Genomic DNA, 25,360 nt, shown 5'->3' with positions numbered 1-25,360 from the left:
ATTCCTTATCTTTTGGTCGAGCATGATAGCGCTTTAGCGTCTATGCTGTTTACATGCCCACACAGATGTGGAATTATTTTCCATAAATAGTTTTTAAATGCGTTTTCATCTGACTGTGACGGGGCATCAGCCGAGCAAAACGGCGTCACAGCCACCTTAACAGGAGAGTCTCCATGAGCGAGCGTATCACGCGTCACCGTTTACAGGTGGCAGCCGACCTGGATCGTTTTATCAGCGAGCAGGCCCTGCCCGGCACCGGCGTCGACGAAAGCGCCTTCTGGGCAGGCGTCGATGCTCTATTTCACGATTTAACCCCCAAAAACCGTCAACTGCTAGAAGAACGTGATGTTCTTCAAGAGAAGCTTGATGCCTGGCATCGCGAAAACCCCGGCCCGGTCGCGGACATGCCCGCCTACCGTCGCTTCTTGAAAGACGTCGGTTACCTGGTCGACGCGCCCGCCAACGTCACCGCCACCACGGCCAACGTTGACCGTGAAGTCGCCGTTCAGGCGGGCCCGCAGCTGGTCGTACCGATGAGCAACGCGCGCTACGCGCTCAACGCCGCCAACGCCCGCTGGGGCAGCCTGTACGACGCGCTCTACGGCACCGACGTAATTTCGGAAGAAGACGGCGCGGAAAAGGGCACCAGTTTTAATCCCAAGCGCGGCGCAAAGGTCATTGCCTACGCCCGCGGCGTCCTCGACCGCGCGGCGCCGCTGGCGACTGGTTCTCACCGTGATGCGGTGAACTACGCGATTCGCGATGAGCACCTGGTCGTCACGCTGGAGGGCGGACGCGAAACCGGCCTGAAGGACGCGGGTAAGCTGATCGGCTTTAGCGGCGATGCCGCCGCGCCTGACGCCATCCTGCTGGGCAACAACGGCCTGCATCTGGAAATCCAGATCGACGCCAACGACGCCATCGGTAAAACCGACCCGGCAGGTGTCAAGGACGTGGTGGCTGAAGCCGCGCTGACCGCGATCATGGACTGCGAAGACTCCGTGGCCGCCGTCGACTCGGAAGATAAGGTGGGCGTCTACAGCAACTGGCTCGGCCTGATGAAGGGCGACCTGGAAGAGAAAATCGAGAAAGGCGACAAGACCTTTACTCGCAAGCTGAACGCCGACCGGACCTGGCAAACCACCGATGGTAGCAGCGTGACGCTTCCAGGCCGCTCGCTGATGTTCGTGCGCAACGTCGGCCACCTGATGACCACCCCGGCGGTTCTCGACGAGAACGGCAACGAACTGCCGGAAGGCATCCTCGATGCCGTCGTCACCTCATTATTGGCGCTGCACGACCTGAAGAAAGACGCTGACCAGCCGCGCAACTCGCGTGCGGGCTCGGTGTATATCGTCAAGCCGAAGATGCACGGCCCCAAAGAAGTCGCGTTTGCCAACGAGCTGTTCGGCCGCGTGGAAGACATTCTGGGCATGAACCGCGATACCCTGAAAATGGGCATCATGGACGAAGAGCGCCGCACCACGGTCAACCTCAAGGCATGCATTGCCGAAGCCACATCACGCGTGGTGTTTATCAACACCGGCTTCCTTGACCGTACCGGCGACGAAATGCACACCGCCATGGAAGCGGGCCCCATGGTGCGCAAGGGCGACATGAAGAGCGCCGCCTGGATTCAGGCCTACGAGAAGAGCAACGTTCAGGTCGGTCTCGCCTGTGGTCTGCGCGGTCGCGCCCAGATCGGCAAGGGCATGTGGGCAATGCCCGACTTGATGCACAACATGCTGGAGCAGAAAATCGGCCATCCGAAAGCGGGTGCCAACACCGCCTGGGTGCCCTCGCCCACCGCCGCGGCACTGCACGCACTGCACTACCATCAGGTCAACGTCACCGACGTGCAGCGCGAGCTTGAAGCCCAGGGCGAGCCAGACTTCCTGGATGACCTGCTCACTGTACCGGTTGCCGAAAACGCCAACTGGTCCGACGAGGAAAAGCAGCAGGAGCTGGACAACAACTGCCAGGGCATTCTGGGCTACGTGGTGCGCTGGGTTGAGCACGGCGTGGGCTGCTCCAAGGTGCCGGATATACACAACGTCGGCTTGATGGAAGACCGCGCCACGCTGCGCATCTCCAGCCAGCACATTGCCAACTGGCTGCACCATGGCATTGTCGATGCTCCACGGGTCGAAGAGACGCTCAAGCGCATGGCCAAGGTGGTCGACGAGCAGAACGCCGGGGACCCCACCTACACCGCCATGAGCGACAACTTCGAAGATTCTACCGCGTTCAAGGCGGCGTCTGACCTGATCTTCAAAGGCCGCGTCCAGCCGTCGGGCTACACCGAACCGCTACTCCACGAGTGGCGCCAGGTGCATAAGGCGAAGTAAACTCGCTAAAGGTACGATCAGCCCCGGGGCGTTTGCCTCGGGGCTTTTTTATGAAGGAAAACAACAATGACCGTCATGACCGTCGAACAGATCGAACACTTTCTCGATGAGGTCTTTCCCCAGCGCATGGGTAGGATTGAAAGCGTGGGAGAGATGAGCGCTACGATGCGCCTGACGATTGGTAACGAGCACCTGCGACCGGGCCCACGCGTTTCCGGCCCTACCATGATGGGCTTTGCCGATGTGGCCATGTATGTGGCCATTCTGGCGCAGATTGGCCCGGAGCCGATGGCCGTGACCAGCGACCTGAACTGTCACTTTCTGCGCGCCGCCTCCGGCGACCATGACATCATTGCCCACGCCAAGCTGATCAAGCTCGGCCGCCGCCTGGCGGTGGGCGAGGTACAGATCGTCTCCACTGCCGATGAAACCAAACCGGTCATCCACGTTACCGCCAGCTATGTGCTGCCGGATAAACCGTGACGCGACCTTCAATCACGGCTCAAGCGTCATAAAGGGTGCGTCTTCCTGGTCGGTAAAGGTATACACCTCATAGGGTTCGCTCTGAGGCCCTGGCATGCCCGGCGTGCCGATGGGCATACCGGCCAGGCCGATACCACCGACGTCAGGCTGCTCGTCAAACAGCTTGGTGACGGCTTCCATCGGCACATGGCCCTCAATCCAGTACTCACCCATCTCGATGGTGTGGCAGGCGCCAAGTCCATAGGGCACGCCCGCCTGCTGCTTGATCTCGCCGAGTTGAGCATCATCGACAATGGTGACGTCAACGCCCTGTTCTTCCAGGTGGCGCGCGTACTCATCGCAGCAACCGCACTGGGGGTTTTTGTAGAGCGTGGCTTCATCGGGCAGCGCGGCCTGGGCCGAGGTGGCACCGAGAAGCAATGCGCTGGATAGCAGCGAGGCAGTTAAACGGTTCATGAGGGATCTCCCTTTGAGGTACGGCTAAACAAATATTTTGCCAGCGCGGCGATACTCAAGCCTACCAGCAGCAGAAAAGCCAGCGGCATCCACCAACCAAACCAACCCATGGAGCTCATCAAAGCAAAACAATCTGCGTTCATCATGGCAAATTTCCTGACAAGTGGGCACAGCCCAAGCTTACAACCCTGGGGTTACCCCAAGGTCAAGCGCTCGTTGCGATCTGCCCACTCGCCAGTTCTTACCGTTTGATCGACATGACGCCGATCACGCTTTGTTCATGTTAACGTAGACCGTTTGCACCAAGGTCATCGTTTCAAACGCTATTGAACAAATCTATTACAGATTAAAGGTCATGTGTCGATATTAACCGTATTACCACTAGTTAAAGGGTCGGCGGTCTATAAATGTTAATCAATTTTTTGTCAGACCCTGGCGCCTTAAATGCGGTTCAGGGAGAACACGATAATCTCTTGGTACTGGTTTCATGGCTGGTTGCCCTGGCCGCTTCATACGCTGGCCTGGATATCATCAAGCTGGTGAGAAAGGGATCTAACCCTTGGTGGCGCCTGGGTTGGCTTTTCGCCGGGGCCAGCGCCATGGGGCTTGGCATTTGGAGCATGCACTTTATTGGCATGCACGCCTATCAGCTTGATTTTCCGGTAAGCCATGCACCGGGGCTTACCCTGACGTCCATTGTGCCCGCCATTCTGGGGAGCTTTGGCGCCATGGCCGTACTTTCCCGCGATAACCCACCCCACCGTTTACTTCTACTGGCAGGTGTCGGCCTTGGTGCTGGCATTGGTCTAATGCACTACACCGGCATGGCGGCCATGCGTATGCCCGCCGAGTTACATCACTCCCTGGTCCTATTCCTGTTATCGCTGCTGGTCGCAGTTAGCTTGGGCATAGCATGCGTCTACGCCTACCGTCTTTGCCAGCATGAATGGGGCATAAAACGCGCCAGAACCTGCGCCTTTATCGCGGCGCTGTGTTTCTCCACCGCCGTGTGCGGGATGCATTACGTCGCCATGCACGCGGCCTGGTTTGTACCTACCCCCGATGCCGTGTCGCCTTCGGTATCACCCGCTTCCCACTGGATTATTTATCTGATTGGTGGCGTCGCGGTATTAACCGCCTTGCTGACGTTAGTGGCTACCCGGGTACAGCGGCGGCTTCAAGCCAGCGAGCGCCATGAACACATGACACAGACGCGTCTGCTCGAAGTCATTTCAGCACTACAGGATAGCGTGATACTGCTCGATGAACAGGCCCGAATTCGCCTGTGCAACGCGGCGTTTGAGCGGCTGGCAGGCCTCAGCAGTCATCAGCTTGAAGGCATGTCGGTATCACAACTCGACTATGCCGAAGACAGCCACGCACTCAGCCAACACATACGCCAAGCATTGGCAAAAAAGGGCGAATGGGGCGGCATGATCACCGCCCTGGATGCCAACGGTGAAGGCTTTCCCGCCTGGCTGAGCGTTAGCCGCGTCACCTATGCCGACAGTAACGACCGTGACTACGTCGCGCTGCTCAGCGACCGCTCGAACGAACAGCAGGCCCAGGAGCGTATTCGCCACCTCGCCTATCACGACATACTGACAGAGCTTCCCAACCGTCGGGCGCTGCAGGAGCGCCTCGCCGAGATAGGCACGTCAAGGACGCCTACCCACCCGTACGCTTTTTTGGCGCTGTTTGATATTGACCGCTTCAAGGTACTCAACGACAGTCTGGGGCAAGACATTGGCGATGAGCTGCTACGCCAACTGGGCGAGCGCCTTCAACAATGGGTAGAGGCTGAGTGGCAGGTCGCCAGGCTGGACGGCAACGAGTTTGCCCTGGTGGGAACACTTGCCTGCCGAGAAGCTCCCAACGCCGAGCAGGAAATGATGCGTCTCATTGATGAGATAGTGGCGTCGCTGACCGCTGGCTACCTGCTAAAAGGCCATCCCTATCCGTGCAAGCTTAATGTTGGCGTGCTTATCTTCCAGCCCCTCGACCGGGAACCGACACCGCAGCTGTTCAAACGAGCCGGTCTGGCCCTGCTGGAAGCCAAACGCCAGCGGGATGGGAAACCCAGACTCTTTCAACAAGCACAGGAAGACGAGTTGGAAGAGCGCTTAAGCCTTGAGCGCGAACTGCGACACGCGATTGACCACAATGAGCTATGCCTTTATCTCCAACCTCAGGTCGATGCCGACAGGCAAGTGATTGGCGCTGAAGCCCTGGTTCGCTGGCAGCACCCTGAGCGCGGCATGATTTCACCAGGGCACTTTATCCCCATCGCCGAGGAGACCGGGCTTATTCTGCCATTGGGGCACTGGGTATTGCAGGAAGGCTGCCGATTGCTGGGCGAGTGGCGTCATGTCCCCGGGCTTCAAGGGCTTCAGCTATCATTGAATGTCAGCGTGCGTCAGTTCCAGCAGCCTGACTTTGCCGACCAGGTGCTGTCGGTCATTCAACAACATGATGTGCCCTCCGAACGATTGACACTGGAGCTTACCGAATCACTGCTATTAAGCGACCCCGAGGGCACCATCAAAAAGATGCAGCAGCTACAACATGAGGGTGTCAGCTTTGCTCTGGATGACTTCGGCACGGGGTATTCATCGCTGGCCTACCTCAAGGTATTGCCCCTCGATACGCTTAAAATCGACATTGCCTTCGTCAGAGATCTGGCCCTGGGGATGCAAGCCACGCCGATTGCCGCGACCATCATCGCCCTTGCACAAAGCCTGGGGCTCAGGGTGGTGGCCGAAGGCGTGGAAACCGATGACCAACGCTTGGTGCTCGCTCAACTGGGCTGCCATATCTATCAGGGCTTTCTGTTTGGACGCCCCTGCACGGCGGCAGCTCTATCAAGCGCCATACTCGAAGACGGTCAGCAGGCCACGCCAACCTTGCTCAATAATTAATCATTGTACTTTTCTCATTGTTGCAAATACAATTTGTACAATTAATGTACAATAACTGTTTATATTTAACAGTCACAGGCGCTTCTCATAATAGGCAAGGACACTATAACAATGGCAGATGCATCCCTTTCCAACCATATAGCACGCACCGACAGGCTCATGTGGTTGCCACTAGGCTTTATCGTTTTGTTATGCGTGGTGGTGGGTATTTTCACCCAAACCCTGTTACTTACTTTCATTGCAGGCTTGATTACCCTACCGCTGACGTACATTGTCCAACACCGATGGCACGGTCACCTTCTTAATGGGTTCGTCAAAGCCGCTGTAATGATGACCTGGTCGGCCGTACTGATCGAGCAAAGTGGTGGGTTAATCGAAGCCCACTTCAGTATCTTTATCTTGCTTGCCGTCTTGATTCTTTACAGCGACTGGCGGGTTATTGCCTTTGGTGGACTGGTGATCGCGCTACATCACACCTTGTTTACCTGGCTTCAATACCAGGGGGTGGTTCAGCTATATACCAGTATGGGCGACATGCAAAGCATGACAGAGGGGAGTAGCAGTCACGGCTTTGCAGATTTACTCTACTGCTTGCTAATGCATGGCGGTGCCGTCGTGGTTCAGGTGGTCATTCTCGGCTACCTGGCCAAGGTGCTGGAAAGCATGGTGAAAGAAGGGCTTTACGTCAGCCGCTTTGCCGTCGCCGCTGGTGCCGGCAATTTGGATATGGCCTTTAGCGACCAACAACAGAAGTTACCCGCAGTTGCCGCCGTCGTTAATATGCGCGACCAGGTTGCTGAGAGTTTGCGCAAAACCCAAGCGACGGCCAGCCACGTCACTGACTACAGTCAGCAGCTTTTTGTTGCCCAAGAACAACTACGCACGCAAACAGCACGCAACAGCAGTCAAACTGAGCGTATCTCCACCAGTACCGCAGAACTCGCTGCGACGACACGCGAAACCGCCGAAGAATCACAGCAAATTCGCAAACTGGCCACTCATGCTGAAAAGGTCGCGCGCCAAAACGGCGAGCAAGTTGAAGAGATGCGCGAAATGATGCGCCTGCTAAAGCACCACGCAAGCAACATTCACGAAATGCTGAGCGAAATTGATAACATTACCTTCCAGACCAACCTTCTGGCATTGAATGCCTCCGTGGAAGCTGCTCGAGCGGGTGAGCACGGGCGAGGCTTCGCCGTGGTGGCTAACGAAGTTCGTACGCTGTCGAAGAATACCCAGAACACCGCGTCTCGGATACGCCAGACTATCGCCGACACCACTAATCAGGTCTCACAAGGCGTTGACCAAACATCCACCATCGCCAATACCACCCAGTCACTTATACAAGGCTTCGAGCAAGTAGCAATTCGCTTGACCAATATGGATAACGCCGTCCAGCAGCAGCACCAGGGCGTTGAAGAGTTAGAGCAAAGTGTTAACGAAATTTATAATGCATTGGAGCTTTCCCGCGAAGCGGTGGATAACTCGCATCGCATGGCAGAACAGCTCTCCGATACGGCAGACACCATGATGCAAGCAGTGAGTGGTTTCACACTTCCGTCCCCTTCCTCACTGACCAACAAGCAAATGCTTATCGCGCCTGCCGCGGCCTAACCGCCAATCGTATTTAGCTACTTAGCCTTTCGACGGCCCTTATCGGGCTGTTGAGCGGTCAAGTATGCCTCAAAGGCTTGACCTGAAGGCAACCCCAAGGGCTATGTTTATAAGAGCCAGGGTTTACAAGAGCTATGGTTTTTAGACGCTATGCCTATCGCCCTGTTCAGGCAAAAATAAGGAGGTTGCCATGCCATCATCAACACACCCAATCGCGCGGGTTTACCGGATGAAAACCGCCGAGCACATGTGTCCGTTCGGCTTGAAGACGGTTGATTTACTCAAACGCAAAGGCTTTGAGGTTGACGACCATACGCTGACATCCCGCGATGAGATTGACGCCTTTAAAGCCCAAGAGAACGTCGACACCACGCCTCAGGTATACATCGGTGATCAACGTATCGGCGGCTACGAAGAGCTGCGTGAGCATTTGGGGATGAGCGTTCCCAACGCCAAAGGTACGACTTACCGGCCGGTGCTGGCGATTTTCGCCACAGCACTGCTGATTGGCTTGGCTATTAGCTGGGCCGCCCAGGGTTCGTTAATCACGGCGCGCATGCCGGAATACGCAGTTGCCACCGCCATGGTATTGCTGGGCCTGCAAAAGCTTCAGGATGTCGAAAGTTTCAGCAGCATGTTCTTGAATTACGACCTGCTGGCCCAGCGCTATGTCCCCTACAGCTATTTTTACCCCTACGCCGAAACGCTGGCGGGTCTTCTGATGCTGGCGGGCGCACTTATCTGGCTGGCCGCGCCGCTCGCGCTGTTTGTCGGCACCGTCGGGGCAGTATCGGTGTTCAAGGCGGTCTACATCGACAAACGCGAGCTGAAATGTGCCTGCGTGGGCGGCAACAGTAATGTACCGCTGGGCTTTGTCTCGCTCACCGAAAACCTGGTGATGATCGCCATGGGGCTGTGGATGCCGCTGCGTATGCTAGCGGGGTAGGGTCGGTTTCAAGCCTAAAAGGGGCCACCCCCAAGTGCCTACAGCCGCGATGAGGGACAAAAATTTACCGTTGGGGTGATTGCCCCGCTAATCAAAGTCTATATAGTCTTAGTTATATAAAGAAAAAGACCTATATCGTGAAAATAGGCGAATAATAATTAATAACTGAGGCATTTCACATGGTGGCTCCTACCCTGCACGAAAATCCCTCGGCAAGCGTGATTCGTTCACTGCTTCAGCATGCCCATGAGCTATCTATATATTCCAGTGACATGCCCTATGTCTTGAAGGCAGAGGTTATTGAGTTGAACCTGGGTAATGGGCGCATGGTACTGGAGGTGGAATACGCTGGATCAGATATTGAGCGCTACCTAACCAGCGACAGCCTAAGCTTTGACCTGGAAGCGCTGAAAGGGCCCCATGCCACTGAGCGCGAGACCTATAGCCTCAGTAATGTTGCCGTCAAGCTGCTCAAAACAGACAGTACGCTGTATTGCCTGGAGTGCCAGCTACCGGAAACAGTTTTCGTTAAAGAAAACCGGGGCGCCGTTCGAATTCCCTTTATTCTGGGCATGCAAACCCGTGTTGGCATTGAGGTCTATTCGCATGAACTCAATGTGCCAGGCAGGCTACGTAACCTGTCTATCGGGGGCTGCATGGTCGACATTGATCTGGCAGACAGTATCGCCATGGGCGTTGATCAAGCAATACCCGGGGTAACGCTTTCGTTTCCCAACGGCGATAGCTTTTTTAGCGAAGGCAATATCCGCCATATACGCCCCTTCGGCCACCACGGCTATGCAGTGATCGGTATTCAGTTCACCCATCTATCGACGTCCCAGACGGAATCCCTGTTCCACTACGTGAATGAGTCAGAACGAGAGGTCGCCTACCGTACCGGTACGAACGACAAAATGGTCTATCACTCCCCCTTGTTTATTCCAGGTACGAAGGAGAAGAAGATCCAGCAACGCGAAGCTCAAGAACGGCATAAGCACGCTCACCAGTCGCCCATGGAGCGCGGTGTAATGGACGTCTCTCATCAGCTGCAAGTGGGCCTGATGTACATGAACACCCGCCAGATGTTTCCGGCTGAAATCTTCTACGATTGCGTCGATACCCTGCGTTATCTTGTCGAACAGGATCGCAAGACCTTCCTTTATGCCCTGGCGTTTTTGCGCAATGAGCCAGACTGGGTTAGACACGCCGTGCAGGTGACCGGTCAACTCATCGATATGCTGGTGATTCGCGACCCGCATGCCCCCCAGGTGCGAGGGGCTGCACTGGGTGCTTTGCTGCACGCCATGGGCAAGCCACTGCTGATCAGCGAGCAGTTGCCGTCGCTCAAGGTGAACATGACCCCGGCACAGAAGGATATTCTCAGCGGCCATGTCCAGCAGCTACTTGATAAGCTGCATGAGCTGAACTGGACCCCCAGCCCCATCTGCCGCGATGTGATCGAGAATGCCAACGAGCGCCTGGACGGTTCCGGCTACCCGGCGGGCAAGCGAGGTGAACAGCTATCGGAAACGGTTAGGCTCGTATCCGTCATCAAGGCGATTAACAAACTGCTTCATACGCGTAACGGTGTCCCACCACGAGCGCCCATTGATGCCTACCGTAGGATTCATGAAACAGACGCCGCCTACGACAAAACCGTTCTGGTGGAATATATCCAAACCTATGGCCTGTACCCGATTGGTAGCTTGGCCAAGTTCTCGGGTGGCTTCCTTGCCTGGGTCATGGACATCAACGGCAAGGGCATGCCGAGCCAGGTTCACGTGGTCAAGAACCTGCGCTTTCCTGACACCAACATCAGCAGCGTCATCACCCATGGTGACTTATCGCAGATCGGCAAGCTAGAAGGCATCGTCAACCCCCTGGATTATGGGGTGGGCGTGCTGAAAAATCAGCCCCTATAGCCACCCCACCCAGCACCAGCCAGCCTGCCACCAGCAGCAGCCCGCCGATGGGGGTCACAATACCCAGATTAAGCCCCGCCAGTGCCATCAGATAAAGCGAGCCAGAAAAACACGCAATACCCAGACTCCAAAGCACCAGCACCCAGTGCTGCCCCGCTACTGGGCAGCTGCTGCGCCATACCAGTACTGCCAGCATGGCCAGCGTATGCCAGGCCTGGTAGCGTACCCCGGTCTCCACAGCACTGATAAGTTCGGCGCTGGCACGTGTCTCGAGGCCATGGGCCGCATAGGCCCCCAACAACACCATCAACGCGCCTGAAAACGCTACCCCAAGCCACCACACTTTATCTGTTCGCTGCACCTTGCTCTCCTTATCTACCGATTGATCGGTTTTCATTGTGCAGTTTAACGCTGCCACATACCTTGCGCGGCGCGAAACCGCTACAATGGAGGGTGTCTACACTCACACGTTTTGTTGCACACAATGGGACGCGCCCAGTTTATGTCTACCTCTAATGAGTCGATAAAACTTACCCTCAACGGTGATCCACGCTCCCTCGCCGCGGGTGCGACGGCGGCAGACCTTGTGGAAGAACTAGGGCTCAGTGGCCGCCGTATTGCCGTTGAGATCAACGAAGAAATCGTGCCCAAAAGCCAGCTTGCCGACACCCGCCTGGCCGATGGCGACCATATTGAGGTCGTCCATGCTATTGGCGGCGGCTAAAGGAATCCATGATGACGCCACTCACTGACACACCGTTTACCGTTGCCGGACGCGACTTCAGCTCTCGCCTTTTGGTAGGCACCGGCAAGTACAAAGACGTCGACGAAACCGGCGCGGCGATTGCCCAAAGCGGCGCTGAAATCGTCACCTTTGCGGTGCGCCGCACCAACCTCGGCCAGGATGCCGAGGCCCCCAACCTGCTGGATGTGATTTCGCCCAAGCGCTACACCCTGCTGCCCAACACCGCAGGCTGCTACACCGCCAAAGACGCTGTGCGCACCTGCCGGCTGGCCCGCGAACTGCTTGATGGCCATAACCTGGTCAAACTGGAAGTGCTGGGTGACGAGACCACCCTCTACCCGAATGTGGTCGAAACGCTCAAGGCCGCCGAAACGCTGCTCGCCGACGGTTTCGACGTCATGGTCTACACCAGCGACGACCCCATTGTGGCACGCGAGCTGGAAGCCATGGGCTGCTGCGCCATCATGCCGCTGGGCTCGCTGATCGGCTCTGGCCACGGCATTCAAAATCCGCACAATGTGCGCCTGATCATTGAACAAAGCCAAGTGCCGGTGCTGGTGGATGCAGGCATTGGCACTGCTTCCGATGCCGCCATGGCCATGGAGCTGGGCTGCGACGGCGTACTGCTGAACAGCGCGATTGCCCATGCCCGCGACCCGCTGCGCATGGCCAACGCCATGAAGCTTGCCGTGCAGGCAGGCCGAGACGCTTTCTTGTCAGGCCGCATGCCGCGCCGCCAGACCGCCGACCCCTCTTCGCCTTTTGCTGGCCGGATTAACGGCTGATACAGAGACACCATGACCGATACGAAAGACACCGCCCCCGAAAACGCCGACGCCCCACTGCACCGACGGGGCATCAAAAGCTATGTGATTCGTGCCGGGCGTATGACCCCCGCACAAACGCGTGGATTAGAGGACGTTTGGCCACGCCTGGGGCTGACAATCGCCGACGGCCGCCAAGATCTAGATGCCCTGTTTGGCCGCCAGGCGCCTCGCGTCGTCGAGATCGGGTTTGGCATGGGCAACTCATTGATTGAGCAGGCCGAAACCCATCCGGAAACCGATTTTATCGGCATTGAAGTGCACGCCCCCGGCGTGGGCAAACTGCTCGATGAAGCGGATAAACGCGGCCTCACCAACCTGCGCGTTTACCGCGAAGACGCCCTGGCAGTATTGGAACAGTGTCTACCGGAAGGCTCACTGACCACTGTTCAGCTGTTCTTCCCTGACCCTTGGCCAAAAAAGAAGCACCACAAGCGGCGCATTGTTCAGCCTGCGTTTGTTGAGCTGATTCGCACCCGTCTTAAGCCCGGTGGCACCTTTCATCTAGCCACCGACTGGGAAGCCTATGCCGAATGGATGGCAGACGTGATGGAAGACGCGCCCGGCTATGCCAATACGGCTGGCGCTGACACCGCTCCCTACGTGCCCCGCCCCGCCTTCCGCCCACTGACCAAGTTTGAAGCCCGCGGCGAAAAGCTTGGCCATGGGGTGTGGGATTTGATTTACCAGCGGGAAGACTAGCTGCTTGTCTTAGCCGCTACTCAAACGCCGTCATCGCAAAGCTTTCACACTCCACCACCTTGGCATGCCAGGCCTGAAGCGTCGGAAAACGGTTAGGCCAATCAAAGGCCGGTAAGCGAAAGCTGAGATAGCAAAGTGCCACGGCAACGGTAATCGCCCCCAGCGTACGCTCCACATTGCCCGCCAGCACGCTGGGGTGCGCATCAAGCGTTGCCAGCGTGCGCTCGATGGCTTTCAAGCGGCGGCTGCCCAATACCGTTGTATCAACCTCATGGCCATTGTGCTTGCGGCCAATCACCACATTGAACGCCGCGTCCGTCAAGCCATGGCCAAGCCCGGCCAGCGCCAGGGTTTCCGCATATGTCTTGTGTGGCAAAAGCGACTCCCCTTCGCCTTGAGCATCCAAGTAGAGCGCTATCAAAAGCGACTCGGTCAGTACATCACCGTCGTCGGTGACCAGCGTCGGAATGCGACTAAGCGGGGTAATCTGTAAAAGTTCGCTATCCGCCGCCCAGGGGTCACACCAACAAAGCTCAGTGCGCTCGATCAACTGCTTTTCATACAGGCAAACCCGCGCCACGCGGGCATAGGGGGAGGTCGCGTTCAGGTAGAGTTGCATGGGAGTCTCCTTGGAAGGGCACGTTTACCGCAGCTTGCGTGGCTAACGCGCGCAACGCAATAGGTCGATAGGTCAAAAAAAAGCGGCCCGTAGGCCGCTTAGTTAAGTACTTATATAACCGTCTGTTTACGGTTGACAACCTTCTGACTCAGGCTTCGCGTTTACCATCCACCAAGCGGCTCACACCCTCTGGATTGGCATCTTGCAGGGCATCCGGAAGCAGCGCTTCCGGCAGTGCCTGGTAGCAAACAGGGCGCAGGAAGCGATGGATCGCCGCGCTGCCCACCGAGGTCGTACGGCTATCCGATGTTGCCGGGTAAGGGCCACCGTGAACCATGGCGTGGCACACCTCGACACCGGTCGGCCAGCCGTTGGCCAGGATACGGCCCGCTTTGCGCTCCAGGGTCGGCAGCAGTGCTTTGGCAGCGTCCACATCGCCATCATCCATTTGCAGGGTGATGGTCAACTGACCCTCAAGTTCGGCAGCCACGCGCATCATTTCAGCCTGATCGGCGCACTCAACAACCAGCGAGCTGGCACCAAATACCTCGGCCTGCAGGGTCTCATCGGTCAGGAAGTCGGCAGCAGAGGCAACGAACAAGCCCGCGCAGCACTGGTTAGCGCCTTCACCAACCTGACCACGCGCCACTTCGCGTACCTTGGCATGCGAGGAGAGGGCGTTAACACCCTGCTCATAGGCCTGATGAATGCCCGGGGAGAGCATGGTCTGGCTGATACTCGCTTTAACGCCGTCGCCAGCGGCGTCGATAAAGGCGTCCAGCGCCTTGCCTTTAACCGCAATCACAAGCCCTGGATTGGTACAGAACTGACCGGCCCCCATGTTGAGTGACCCGACAAAGCCTTCGGCGATCTTCTCGCCACGCGCTTCCAGGGCCTCCGGCAACAGGAACACGGGGTTGATGCTGCTCATCTCCGCGTAGACCGGGATCGGCTGCGGGCGCGCCTGGGCCGTGGCCATCAGCGCCGTGCCGCCACTGCGCGAGCCGGTGAAGCCAACGGCCTGGATGCGCGGGTCGTTGACCAGTGCCTGGCCGATCTCTTTACCCGAGCCGAACAGCAGCGAGAAGACACCATCAGGCAGGTTGCACTTGGCCACGGCGCGCTGAACGGCGCGGCCCACCAGTTCGGACGTACCAGGGTGGGCGGAGTGGCCCTTGACCACGACCGGGCAGCCAGCGGCAAGCGCTGAAGCGGTATCACCACCGGCCACGGAGAACGCCAGCGGAAAGTTTGAGGCGCCGAAAACGGCGACCGGGCCAAGACCGATATGGCGCTGACGAAGGTCAGTCCGCGGCATGGGCGAACGGTCTGGCAGTGCCGGGTCAATGCGCACGTCGAGCCACTCACCGGCACGTACGACGGAAGCGAACAACCGCAGCTGACCGCAGGTACGGCCACGCTCGCCTTCCAGGCGTGGGCGAGGCAGGCCGGTCTCGGCCATGGCACGCTCGATGAGCTCATCGCCAATACCCTCGATTTCGGAGGCAATGGTTTCGAGGAAGGTGGCGCGTGCTTCAAGGCCGGTCTCGCGGTAGCTGGCGAAGGCGGTTTCGGCGAGTTCGCAGGCACTTTCAACTTCTGCCTTGCTACCTCCCACGTAGGTCGGCTCCATCGTCTCGCCGGTAGCGGGGTTAACCGCATGAATGTCGGCTTGATTGCCACTAACGGCTTGCTGACCGATCAGCATTTCACCACGGATCGTCATAGATTCCTCCTTTGCTTAGTTTATCGGGCGCTTTGGATGCCCGATGGTGCTACGTTTGGTCCCGGTACTGGGCATACATGTTCTTGGCTCGATCAAGATGCTTGAACATCATGTCGCGGGCTTTTTGTGCGTCACGCGACAAAATCGCTTCGATGATCTCGTCATGCTCGGCCTGAACACGCTCCAGGTAACGGTCGGATGATTTGGGATCGATTTCGATACTGAGCAGCTTGGCACGGGGAATGACACTCTTGCTCCACTGCTCGTAAAAGGATGCAAAGAAGGGATTCTTGGTCGCCTTTGCAATCGCAAAGTGAAAAAGGTAATCCTCTTGCCGCGCCAGCCGTTTCTCGGCGTGAGCCTTGATGAAGGCGTTATGCTGGGCCCTCAGGAGCTCTCGGTCGGCGTCGTCATGGCGCAGCGCCGCCAGCTCCGCCGCGGCAGGCTCCAGGGTTAACCTCAGTTCGAGCAAGTGCAGAATATCGGCAACGGTCGTGGGGTTGATATGCTGCGCGGGTCTTGGCTCCTCTGCCTTGGCTCGCAGCACTGTGGTGCCCACTCCCCGGCGCGTCTCTACCAGCCCCAGGGACTTCAGGTGGGTAATGGCCTCTCGCACCACAGTGCGGCTGACGCCGAACGAGTCGCACAAGCTGTTTTCGGTGGGCAACTTATTGCCCACCGCCACTGTGCCCTGCACGATCAAGGCCTCCAACTGCGTAGCAACATGCTTGGAGAGACTGCCCTGCTTCGCGACTTTGCTTACGTTGAGGGGAGCTTGAACCGATGTCATTTCGCTTTCCTTGACCATAAACACCTTCGCCTAAAGTATGATGATATACATCATATCAGAGCCTTGCTGCTCTTACCTCACAAGCGCAGGACGCTTGGGATCGAACTCCCATCCCGGAATCAAGAACTGCATGGCCATGGCGTCATTGCGCTGAGTCACGTCGAGGCTCTTGTAAAGCGCATGTGCCTCTTTCAGCTTCTCTTCATCCAGCTCGACGCCGAGGCCTGGGGTTTTAGGCACGGTCAGCTTGCCATCACGGATCTGGAACGGCTCTTTGGTGATACGTTGGCCATCCTGCCAGATCCAGTGGGTATCGATGGCGGTGATCTCGCCAGGGCAAGCGGCCGCTACGTGGGTCATCATCGCCAGGGAAATGTCGAAGTGGTTGTTGCTATGCGAGCCCCAGGTCATGCCCCACTCGTTGCACAGCTCGCCGACCATCACAGCGCCCTGCATGGTCCAGAAATGGCAGTCCGCCAGCGGAATATCGACGGAATTAAGCTGCACGGCATACTGCAATTGCTTGAAATCGGTCGCGATCATGTTGGTTGCTGTAGGCAGACCGGTGCGCTTTTTGAACTCGGCCATGGTCTCGCGACCGGAGTAACTCTCTTCCTGACCACAGGGATCTTCAGCATAGCTTAGCAAGTGCTTGACCGGATCAAGCACGCGTACCGCTTCGTCGAGCTTCCAGGCGCCGTTGGGGTCGAGGGTCAAACGGGCTTCCGGGAAAGCTTCATGGAGTGCGCGGATGCAGTCGGCCTCTTCCTCGCCGCGCAGTACGCCACCCTTGAGCTTGAAGTCCTTGAAGCCGTAGCGATCATAGGCGGCCTTTGCCAAGTTAGCGACCGCATCTGGGGTGAGCGCCTCTTTGTAGCGCACCTCGTCCCAGGTATCTTTGGGATTCTCGGCCTTGGGGTACGGCAGGTCCGTCTTTTCAGGGTCACCCAGCAGAAAGAGATACCCAAGCGCTTCGACTTCGTCGCGCTGGCGCCCGTACTGCCCCAGCAAATCTGCCACCGGCATACCCAGCGCCTGACCGAACAGGTCGAACAATGCCGATTCAATAGCGGTAATAACGTGAACCGCAACGCGTAGATCGAAGGTCTGGCGGCCACGCTCTTCACGTCCATTTTGGGCCAGGATCTGGCGCGCCTGGTTCAGCGTCTGCTTGACATTGTTGACTTGCGAGCCTTCAACAAGGGAGCGGCACTGCTCCAACCCCTTGATGATACCGTCGCTGGACGGGATTTCCCCGACCCCTTTATTGCCAGCGTCATCTTCTAGAATCAGCACGCAGCGGATGAACCAGGGGGCATGGCCGCCGCTCAGGTTGAGCAAAAAACCATCGTAGCCAGCCACCGGCACAACACGCATCGTCTTGATAGAAGGAAACATGCACTTTTACCTCTTAAAGCATTGATACTGCGAAATAACGGCCTACTGAGATCCGGTCATTAAGGCTGGTTTAAAAAGGACTAGGTCGTTATGAATGCCTAACCAGTCATTAGCTCAGTCAGCTCTTGATAGAGTTCAGCCGGAATTTCGACGCCTTCAAGCTGGCTGCGACGCCTTGCTTCGTGACGACGCTGTGACGGTAGGCGAGCTCCTTGGTCGATAATCCCCCCGAACAGTACCTCGGCCTGGGCCAGGCGCGCCTCTGCCTCAGGGCCAAGCAGACGAGCAGGATCTATCGCCAATATAAACTCACCGTGTTGCGGCCCCCCTTCTCGGCTGCCATCCGCTGGGCGTGTTTGGTGCCCTAACTGATCGCCAATCAACGGCCCGGCAAGTAACTCGATCATGATCGATAACGCAGAGCCTTTATGGCCGCCAAACGGCAGCAATGCCCCGGCGAGCGCGTTCGTTGGGTCGGTGGTTGGCTGTCCGTTATTATCCAGCGCCCAACCCGCAGGAAGTGATTTTCCGGCGCGGCGATGAAGCTCGACTTCCCCCCTTGCAACCACGCTGGTAGCAAAATCGAACGTAAAGGGCGGACCCTCGGGCCGAGGCCATGAGAAGGCAATCGGGTTCGTCCCCAACAGAGGTGAATCCCCACCGGCAGGGGCAACGTAGGCGTGGCTCGGTGTCATCGCCAAGCTCACCAAACCTTGCTCAGCCAATGCTTCCACCTCTGGCCACAGCGCCGAAAAATGGAACGCATTGTTGACAGCCAGTATCGCCACACCGCTAGCACGCGTTTTTTCTACCAAGTGGTGACGCCCGTATTCGAACGCGAGTAGGGAAGACCCTCTTTTAGCATCAACCCGGATCACGCTAGGTGCCTGATCAATGATTTCGGGAACAGCGTTTGGCTCAACACCTCCCTGTTTTAGGGTGCGCACGCAATCGATAAGCCGATATAAGCCATGTGAGTGGCACTCGTCGCGTTGGGCAGCCACCACGCTGCGCGCAATCGCCTCAGCGTGAGCAGCCGCAAACCCATTACCCTCGAGAAGGTTGACGCTCAAGGTCCAGGCCTCATCAAGCGAGAGTTTTGCCATTTTTTGCATATCCATTCCTAGCCTAGTTGCCCGTCATTCTTAGGCATCATCAGGGTGACCAGCGGCGACGAACTTGCCACCCTGATACACAACCGCCGGATCATCCGGATCCTGAGCAGGCTGTTGGTTGATTTTACCGCGCCATGGTTCGGAACTGTCCTTCGGTACCCAACCCAGAAACGCCACCTTGCTGTTATCCCACCATGATTCATGGTTGGCGGATGCACCATAGATGATGGTGTTACCTAGCTTGGGCGCGACAAAGGCGCGTTCAAGTAGGCTCATAAAGTCCTCGACACTCATCCAGGTAGTCATCATTCGCGCGTCGGCAGGCTCAGGGAAACATGAACCAATGCGCACACTCAGGGTTTCAATATTGAACTTGTGGAAATATAGGCTGGCCAGGTCTTCGCCAAAGCACTTAGAGACGCCATATAGAGAATCGGGGCGGTGCGCAGCGTCGGTATCAATTCGTGTGGTGCGTGGATAAAAGCCGATGGCATGGTTAGAGCTGGCAAATACAATGCGTGGCTTTCCCTGCTTTCTTGCCGCCTCATAAAGATGGTAGGTGCCTATAATATTGGCGTTGAGAATGGCCTCCCAAGGACTCTCTACCGACATGCCGCCTAAGTGAATAATGCCATCGCAGCCGTCTACCAATGCGTTAACTGCCTGGGGGTCAGATAAATCGGCCTGCACGACTTCTTCGTGCGCATCAGCGGTACCCAAATCTGCAATATCTGAAAGCCTTACCCGCTTGGCTAGTGTTGCCAGATGGGGACGCAAGCTGCTGCCTAACCCCCCCGCTGCACCGGTCACTAAAAGACGTTCAAGCATGTTGTTCTCCTTGAATAAAATAATAAATCACACTACAAAACTGCGATAAATTCTCTAGAATCCATAAAGTCGGGCCGGATTTTCGGCCAATATCTTTTGCCGGACAGGCTCGCTTGCCCAGGGTAAAAGAACATCGAGCTGCTCGGCATCGTCGGGATACTGCTCTCGGGGTACCCCTACATGCGGCCAGTTGCTACCCCAGATGATGCGCTCGGGCGCGTGGGCTATAACACGCTTGGCAATCGCCCCGATATCCTCATAATGAGGGCCTCCGGTGACACTCGCCTCATAGCCTGCACAAATCTTGAACCACGCATTGCCACGGTCCAGAAGGCGCAGGATCTCATCGACACGGCGGTCGTCAGCGGGCACCGGTGGCATAAACTTGCCAATATGATCGATGATGTAATCGCTTTCGATCTGATGGAGGCCATCCAGGTAATCGTCAAGTTGAACGCCATTGAATTGCACCATTAAGTGCCACCCGAACGGGCGAATAAGCCGCTCTACCGTGTGCATCTGTTCGGTTGTCACCGCCCCACCGGGCAAGTTCATAATGCGCGCACCGCGAACCCCCGCCGCATGCCACTCCTCAAGCTTCTGTACGGGTGTATCGGGGCTTACCACGGCAACGCCTCGCGCCACACTTGAGCCAAGTATTTTCAGGCTCTCAAGCAGTGCACTATTATCCAATTGATAAGCATTCGGCTGGGTCACAACAACGCGCTCAAGGTCCAAACGCTCTTGCACGCGCCGGTAGTGCTCTACGGTGGCAAGCTCTGGTATTTGAGGACCGCCGGGCTGTGCCTCATAGCCCGGGAGATAAAGATGGATATGGCAGTCGGTTGCACCCGGCGGCGTCGCTAACGCTGGCTGAGGGCCGTCGAGGGGGCGTGTATTATCTGGAATGAGGGCCAACTTACACCTCCTTCATGGCATAGGTTTCAAGTGCCTGACGATCAATCTCGATGCCCAACCCTGGGCCGTCGGGTATTTTCACAATGCCTTGGTGGTGTTCAATCGGGGTTTTCACCACGGCTTGCCGGAAAGGGTTTTCCGTACGGTCAAATTCGAGAATGGGTGGGCGTGGCTCTCGCCGCGGCGGGTTCGGTAATAATGCCGCCATAAATTGCAGGCTGGCGGCAATACAAACCGCCGTACCCCACACGTGCGGGATAAGACGCACACCATGCAAATCCGCCATATCGGCTACGCGGCGTATCTCGGTAAAACCGCCAACACCACAGATATCTGGCTGAACGATGTCCACCGCCCGCGTTTCAAGCGGCGCTTGCATCGCGTAGCGACCATGCCAGGTTTCGCCGCCAGCTACCGGGATAGGCTGACCTGCTTTCACGGCGCGGTACGCTGACAGCTGCTCAGGTAGCACCGGCTCTTCGAACCAGTCGACGCCCCATTGAGCAGCGCGTTTACCCACCTCCAAAGCCTCCAACACGTCGTAGCCATGGTTGGCATCAATCATCAAACGCATATCAGGGCCGATGGCTTCACGCACGGCGGCAATCACCGCCAGGTCTTCCTCAACGTCAAAACCAATTTTCACCTTCACCGCGTGAAAACCCTCGCGACGATAACCCGCTACCTCTTCAGCCACGTCCGATACACGATCAACCCCGTCACGCCGGAATGAGCCGGTCGCGTAAGCGCTTACACTCTCCCGCACTCTGCCGCCCAGCAGGGTGGAAATAGGCACACCAAAGTGTTTGCCTTTAATATCCCAAAGAGCGATGTCAATACCGCTAAGCGCTGTCACGGTGAGCCCGCGCTGCCCTTGATCACGCAGCTGGTTATAAAGCGTTAACCAGAGCCGTTCTGTTTGTAACGGGTCCTGCCCTATTAGGCTTTGCGCATAAGCAGCCACGACAGCCGCGTTGAGTTTGGCCGGGCCCAGGCACTCACCCCACCCAACAGTGCCATCGTCACATATGACCTCGACTAAACAGTGCTGGCGTCTGGAAAATTGCATGGAGGCACTTTCAAACGGGGTATCTAAAGCATAATCTAGTAAATGTGTGTGAACAGATTGCACCTTCATAGCGCAGACTCCTTATCAAAAGCGGTAATAAATGGCACAGCTACTCAAAAAAGCCGGGCAATGTCAGCGAGACAGCGGGGACATAAGTCACCAGCATCAATGCCACAAACAAGGCTAAATAGAAGGGCCAAATCGTGCGTACCGCTTTTTCAATACGGATTTTCCCGACCACACATCCGACATATAGGCAGGTTCCTACTGGCGGCGTACATAGTCCAAGCCCTAAGTTCATCATTAGCATCACGCCAAACTGGATAGGGTCCATACCTGACTGCGTTGCCACCGGCAGGAAAATTGGCGTACATATCAAAATCAGCGCCGCCATGTCCATGATCATGCCTAGCCCGAGCAAAATCAGGTTGAGCATCAACAGAATGACGATGGGGTTATCGGAAATGGTCGTTAACGCCCCCATCAGGAGTTCAGGAACGTTATAAAGCGCCAGCAGGTAGGAAAATGCCGATGCGCAACCGACCAAGATCATCACCAGTGCCGTAGTTTTAACCGCTTGATACACTGCCGCTTTAAACGATTCCCAACGCAACTCACGATATACAAATGCCGTCACTAAAATAGCGTAGATAGCACCAAAAGCACCCGACTCGGTCACTGTCAGAACGCCCGAGAGTACGCCTCCCACAATGATGACGGCCGTCAATAAGCCAGGCACAGCAGCGACAAGGCTAAACAACAGAGCTTGCCAGCCGGGAAACTCTTCCCCTTTATAGCCACGCTTAACCGCCACGATGTAGGCGGCTACCGCCAGTGAAAGGCACATCAATATCCCCGGCACAATACCGGCAATGAATAGCTGAGTGACCGAGATGCCACCACCCGCCGCCACAGCGTATAAAATCATGTTGTGGCTAGGCGGAATCACGACACCGGCGACAGAAGAGGTCACCGTGACATTGACTGCGTAGTCAGCGTCGTAGCCTTTCTCTTTCATTACCGGGATCAGCAATGAACCCAGTGCGGACGTATCCGCCACCGCCGAGCCAGAAATTCCCCCAAACAGCATTGACGAGCTCACGTTCACCAGGCCTAAGCCACCTCTGACTTTACCCACCATGGCAGATGCTAGACGAACAAGGCGCGCTGAAATGCCGCCCTGAAGCATCAACTCGCCCGCGAAGATAAAGAACGGTATCGCCAGCAGTGAAAATACCGAGATCCCCGACAAGATGCGCTGGAAGGCCACAAATAGAGGCAGGCCCTCATAAATAAAGGTAACTACCGCTGCCAGACCCACCGCGAATGCCACGGGGGCACCGACAATAAGGCCCAGAAAAAACAGCCCGAAGAGAATAGCGAGACCCATGATAATTCCTTATTTAAGACGGCTATTAGTGATTTTTCCTATCATGTCGGCAACAGAAAACACGACTATCAGCACACCACAAATCACTAAAGGCGCAGCTCTCCAGCTTTCCGACAAACCAATCATTGGGATGGCACGCTCCAGATTGTTAAGCACTAATAGCGCCCCCTGATACGTCATAAAAATGCCAAACCCAATAACAAAAAAATCAGCGATGCCGTGGAAAAGCTTGTTCCAAAAGTCGGGCAGCCCCTCGCGAATAAAATCGATACTTAAGTGGCTATGATTCCTTACACCTGCCGCTGCCCCTAGAAAAGTGATGTACACGACAATTAATAGCGATGCCTGCTCTACCCAGGTAGGCGTGTCATTTAGCACATAGCGCCCAAACACAAGCCACCCAAATAAAATAATTAGCAGCACTAATAAAATGCCTGCAATGATCAAACAACCCACAGCTGCACTATCTAGCACTCTGTCTAGAAAACTGGTTTGTTTATCGTTCGGGTCCTGATGAGTATCAGAGTTGGCGTTCACAGTTATCTCCTACTACTCCCTGCCCAAGAGAACAGGGAGCGTATTCGGATCGTCAGATGGTTTCTCGGATATCCGTGATTAATGATTCAAGATCCGGGTTTTCTTCGATGAACGCATCGTAAAGAGGCTGCATCATATCCTGAAAAACCTGCTTGTCTTCCACTTCATTAATTGCAACGCCTGCTTCTTCGACGATTTTTCGGCTTTCCTTCGACCCTTCTGACCAAAGCTCACGTTGTAGCTCCGCTGCTGCCAAAGCCTCTTCTTCAACAATGGTTTTATCTTCCTCAGATAGCGAATCCCACGTTGATTTAGCAACACACAAACACTCTGGAATAATCAGATGCTCAGTTAACGAGTAATATTGTGAAACCTCGTAATGGTTGCTTGATTCAAACGATGGGAAGTTATTTTCCGCCCCATCAAGTACGCCTGTTTTCAGCGATTGATAAACCTCACCGTACGACATGGGGGTTGCGTTGCCACCCATTGCCTCAATCATTTCGACATAGAGGTCGTTGTTCATTACTCGAATTTTTAAGCCTTCTACATCCTCAGGTGTTTCAACCGGCCTTTCAGTGTTGTACAGGCTGCGCGCGCCGGACTCGAACCAGGAAAGCGCCACCAACCCCTCATCTTCCAACGCAGCAGCAAACCGATCACCGATCTCACCATCCATCACTTCATACATATGCTCGCGATTGTTGAACAGAAAAGGCAGCGAGAGCACGTTGGTCTCTTTTACGATCGGACCCATCGGCCCCATGTTGAAGTTAGCAAAATCGAGGGCACCATTACGCGTTTGCTCGATCGCATCAGGTTGATCGCCTAATACGGCGTTGTGGTAGAGGCGTGGTTCAATGCGGTTTTCAGTTCTTTCCGCCACTTTTTCAGCAAACGACTCCAGCGCATCAGAGTTAGGGTAACCCTCAGGATGGATATTCCAGCCCCGCCACTCAGCGGCTTGTGCTGAAAACGATAGTGCGCTCAAAACACTTGCCGTCGCGATAGTGGCTAGTGAAACGTTGATCTTGTAGTTGTACATGACGCTCTCCTCTTACAGGAAAAGTTATAAGTTATTGTGTTTTTGTTGCTCAATTAAACGCGAAAGGTGTTCGCATTCTTCCAACGTGGGCATCGTTAAAGGCGCGCGAACCTTTCCCGCCGGGCGGCCAATAATATCGGCACCGGCTTTGATCAGGCTCACGGCATACCCGGCTTTTTGATCACGCAAATCGATAAACGGGATAAAAAAGTCCTGGGTAATTTGCTTAACGACACGGCTGTCCCCTGCGCGGAGGGCTCGATAGAAAGCCACCGCCATATCGGGAACAAAATTGAAAACGGCCGAGGAATAGGTATTAACACCGATGGAAAGATACGCTTCGGCGAAAATCTCGGCGGTAGGCACGCCACCGATATAGGTCAGGCGGTCGCCCACGGTCTTGACGATCTTGTTCAGCGCTTGAATATCGCCTTTGCCGTCCTTCAGGCCAATCAGATTCGGGCAGGCATCCGCCAGCGCCTGAACAGACGTCGCATTGAGAATGCCGTTACCGCGGTTGTAGTAGATAACGTTAATTGCCGTTGAGTCACAAATTTGCCGGGCGTAATCGACCAGGCCGTCTTGCGGACACTCGGTCAGGTAGGGCGGCATCAGCAAAATGCCATCGGCGCCGGCCTCTTCCGCGGCACTGGCAAAGGCTTTACCTGTCGCCACGCTCAAACCGGCGCTGGCAATCACGGGAAGCTTGCCGTCAATGACCTCAACCGCCACCTGAACGATACGGCGGTACTCTTCCAGCGATAGGTTGAAAAACTCACCGGTGCCGCCCGCCACAAACACGGCGGAAATATCATGGCTAATAAACCAGGCTAGCCGCTCACGGTAGCTGGCTTCATCAAACTGGCCGTTGTCATCGAAGTCAGTTATCGGGAACGAGAGCAGGCCATCACCGATCGCTTGTATTACGTCTTGTTTGGAAAACTTCACGCCACCATCCTCATGCTTC

24 protein-coding genes are annotated in these 25,360 nt (G+C 56.1%); 9 read left to right on the top strand and 15 right to left on the bottom strand.

Translation table 11 applies throughout. The features are described from left to right. The first annotated feature begins 173 nt into the window (after positions 1-173). Together QC816_RS07800 and QC816_RS07795 are read left to right on the top strand one after the other, a co-directional pair. A complete protein-coding gene (locus QC816_RS07800; protein ID WP_199284241.1) occupies positions 174-2,348 on the top strand; it encodes a malate synthase G in 2,175 nt (724 codons plus the stop codon). 66 nt (positions 2,349-2,414) lie between these two features. Next, entirely contained in the window at positions 2,415-2,831 is a 417-nt protein-coding gene (locus QC816_RS07795) for a PaaI family thioesterase (protein ID WP_085919479.1), read from the top strand. A gap of 12 nt (positions 2,832-2,843) precedes the next feature. On the opposite strand, the gene QC816_RS07790 is transcribed toward QC816_RS07795, so the two are convergent. Together QC816_RS07790 and QC816_RS07785 are read right to left on the bottom strand one after the other, a co-directional pair. Further along, positions 2,844-3,287: a DUF411 domain-containing protein gene (locus QC816_RS07790; RefSeq protein ID WP_085919480.1), complete on the bottom strand. Its 444-nt coding sequence runs from the start codon at positions 3,285-3,287 to the stop codon at positions 2,844-2,846. Then, positions 3,284-3,433, bottom strand: coding sequence for a hypothetical protein (locus tag QC816_RS07785; protein WP_309781539.1), 150 nt, complete (start codon positions 3,431-3,433; stop codon positions 3,284-3,286). The genes QC816_RS07790 and QC816_RS07785 overlap by 4 nt, the downstream gene beginning before the upstream one ends. A gap of 261 nt (positions 3,434-3,694) precedes the next feature. Between QC816_RS07785 and QC816_RS07780 the strand changes: the two genes are divergently transcribed. The 4 genes from QC816_RS07780 (at position 3,695) to QC816_RS07765 (ending at position 10,687) form a co-directional block, all read left to right on the top strand. Beyond that, a complete protein-coding gene (locus QC816_RS07780) occupies positions 3,695-6,205 on the top strand; it encodes a bifunctional diguanylate cyclase/phosphodiesterase (protein WP_309781538.1) in 2,511 nt (836 codons plus the stop codon). A gap of 111 nt (positions 6,206-6,316) precedes the next feature. Further along, entirely contained in the window at positions 6,317-7,819 is a 1,503-nt protein-coding gene (locus tag QC816_RS07775; RefSeq protein ID WP_309781537.1) for a methyl-accepting chemotaxis protein, read from the top strand. 190 nt (positions 7,820-8,009) lie between these two features. Next, positions 8,010-8,765, top strand: a complete 756-nt coding sequence (locus tag QC816_RS07770; protein WP_309781536.1) for a glutaredoxin — start codon at positions 8,010-8,012, stop codon at positions 8,763-8,765. A 179-nt stretch (positions 8,766-8,944) separates the two neighbouring features. Next, positions 8,945-10,687: an HD domain-containing phosphohydrolase gene (locus tag QC816_RS07765; RefSeq protein WP_309781535.1), complete on the top strand. Its 1,743-nt coding sequence runs from the start codon at positions 8,945-8,947 to the stop codon at positions 10,685-10,687. On the opposite strand, the gene QC816_RS07760 is transcribed toward QC816_RS07765, so the two are convergent. After that, positions 10,638-11,048, bottom strand: coding sequence for a DUF423 domain-containing protein (locus tag QC816_RS07760; protein ID WP_309781534.1), 411 nt, complete (start codon positions 11,046-11,048; stop codon positions 10,638-10,640). The genes QC816_RS07765 and QC816_RS07760 overlap by 50 nt on opposite strands. Before the next feature lie 141 nt (positions 11,049-11,189). Here QC816_RS07760 and thiS point away from each other — a divergent pair, with 141 nt between their 5' ends. Genes thiS through trmB form a run of 3 tightly spaced genes read left to right on the top strand, consistent with a single transcriptional unit; the run spans position 11,190 to position 12,958 of the window. Continuing rightward, positions 11,190-11,411 carry a sulfur carrier protein ThiS gene (gene thiS / locus QC816_RS07755; protein WP_085919509.1) on the top strand — a complete coding sequence of 74 codons (222 nt, stop codon included), beginning with the start codon at positions 11,190-11,192 and terminating at the stop codon, positions 11,409-11,411. Between the two features lie 11 nt (positions 11,412-11,422). Next, a complete protein-coding gene (locus tag QC816_RS07750; protein WP_309781533.1) occupies positions 11,423-12,217 on the top strand; it encodes a thiazole synthase in 795 nt (264 codons plus the stop codon). Between the two features lie 12 nt (positions 12,218-12,229). After that, a complete protein-coding gene (gene trmB, locus QC816_RS07745) occupies positions 12,230-12,958 on the top strand; it encodes a tRNA (guanosine(46)-N7)-methyltransferase TrmB (protein ID WP_309781532.1) in 729 nt (242 codons plus the stop codon). A 16-nt stretch (positions 12,959-12,974) separates the two neighbouring features. Here the strand turns inward: trmB and QC816_RS07740 are convergent, their stop codons facing one another. The 12 genes from QC816_RS07740 to kdgD form a co-directional block, all read right to left on the bottom strand. After that, the gene (locus QC816_RS07740) at positions 12,975-13,577 is read right to left on the bottom strand and encodes a glutathione S-transferase family protein (protein WP_309781531.1); all 603 of its coding nucleotides are present in this window, start codon (positions 13,575-13,577) and stop codon (positions 12,975-12,977) included. A 148-nt stretch (positions 13,578-13,725) separates the two neighbouring features. Continuing rightward, positions 13,726-15,303 (bottom strand): aldehyde dehydrogenase (NADP(+)), encoded by a 1,578-nt coding sequence (locus QC816_RS07735; RefSeq protein WP_309781530.1) that lies wholly within the window; start codon positions 15,301-15,303, stop codon positions 13,726-13,728. Between the two features lie 49 nt (positions 15,304-15,352). Beyond that, positions 15,353-16,093 (bottom strand): FadR/GntR family transcriptional regulator, encoded by a 741-nt coding sequence (locus QC816_RS07730; RefSeq protein WP_233337301.1) that lies wholly within the window; start codon positions 16,091-16,093, stop codon positions 15,353-15,355. Positions 16,094-16,165: 72 nt separating this feature from the next. Next, on the bottom strand, positions 16,166-17,491 hold the full coding sequence (locus QC816_RS07725; protein ID WP_309781529.1) for an enolase C-terminal domain-like protein: 1,326 nt from the start codon (positions 17,489-17,491) through the stop codon (positions 16,166-16,168). Positions 17,492-17,589: 98 nt separating this feature from the next. Beyond that, positions 17,590-18,606 (bottom strand): Ldh family oxidoreductase, encoded by a 1,017-nt coding sequence (locus QC816_RS07720; RefSeq protein ID WP_309781528.1) that lies wholly within the window; start codon positions 18,604-18,606, stop codon positions 17,590-17,592. Positions 18,607-18,636: 30 nt separating this feature from the next. Further along, positions 18,637-19,434: an NAD-dependent epimerase/dehydratase family protein gene (locus QC816_RS07715; RefSeq protein WP_309781527.1), complete on the bottom strand. Its 798-nt coding sequence runs from the start codon at positions 19,432-19,434 to the stop codon at positions 18,637-18,639. A 54-nt stretch (positions 19,435-19,488) separates the two neighbouring features. Next, positions 19,489-20,352, bottom strand: a complete 864-nt coding sequence (locus QC816_RS07710; protein WP_309781526.1) for an amidohydrolase family protein — start codon at positions 20,350-20,352, stop codon at positions 19,489-19,491. A gap of 1 nt (position 20,353) precedes the next feature. After that, on the bottom strand, positions 20,354-21,490 hold the full coding sequence (locus tag QC816_RS07705) for a mandelate racemase/muconate lactonizing enzyme family protein (protein ID WP_309781525.1): 1,137 nt from the start codon (positions 21,488-21,490) through the stop codon (positions 20,354-20,356). Between the two features lie 40 nt (positions 21,491-21,530). Continuing rightward, complete coding sequence (locus QC816_RS07700) at positions 21,531-22,811, bottom strand: TRAP transporter large permease (protein ID WP_066316311.1); 1,281 nt, start codon at positions 22,809-22,811, stop codon at positions 21,531-21,533. A gap of 9 nt (positions 22,812-22,820) precedes the next feature. After that, on the bottom strand, positions 22,821-23,348 hold the full coding sequence (locus tag QC816_RS07695) for a TRAP transporter small permease (protein ID WP_309781524.1): 528 nt from the start codon (positions 23,346-23,348) through the stop codon (positions 22,821-22,823). Between the two features lie 52 nt (positions 23,349-23,400). Next, positions 23,401-24,393 (bottom strand): TRAP transporter substrate-binding protein, encoded by a 993-nt coding sequence (locus tag QC816_RS07690; protein WP_264824933.1) that lies wholly within the window; start codon positions 24,391-24,393, stop codon positions 23,401-23,403. 24 nt (positions 24,394-24,417) lie between these two features. Then, positions 24,418-25,341: a 5-dehydro-4-deoxyglucarate dehydratase gene (gene kdgD / locus QC816_RS07685; RefSeq protein ID WP_264825016.1), complete on the bottom strand. Its 924-nt coding sequence runs from the start codon at positions 25,339-25,341 to the stop codon at positions 24,418-24,420. Positions 25,342-25,360: the final 19 nt, after the last annotated feature.

The organism is Vreelandella janggokensis, from assembly GCF_031451615.1.
Taxonomy (GTDB): Bacteria; Pseudomonadota; Gammaproteobacteria; order Pseudomonadales; family Halomonadaceae; genus Vreelandella; species Vreelandella janggokensis.
Note: the sequence above shows the minus strand (reverse complement) of the source record. Positions and strands in the feature narration are given on the sequence as shown.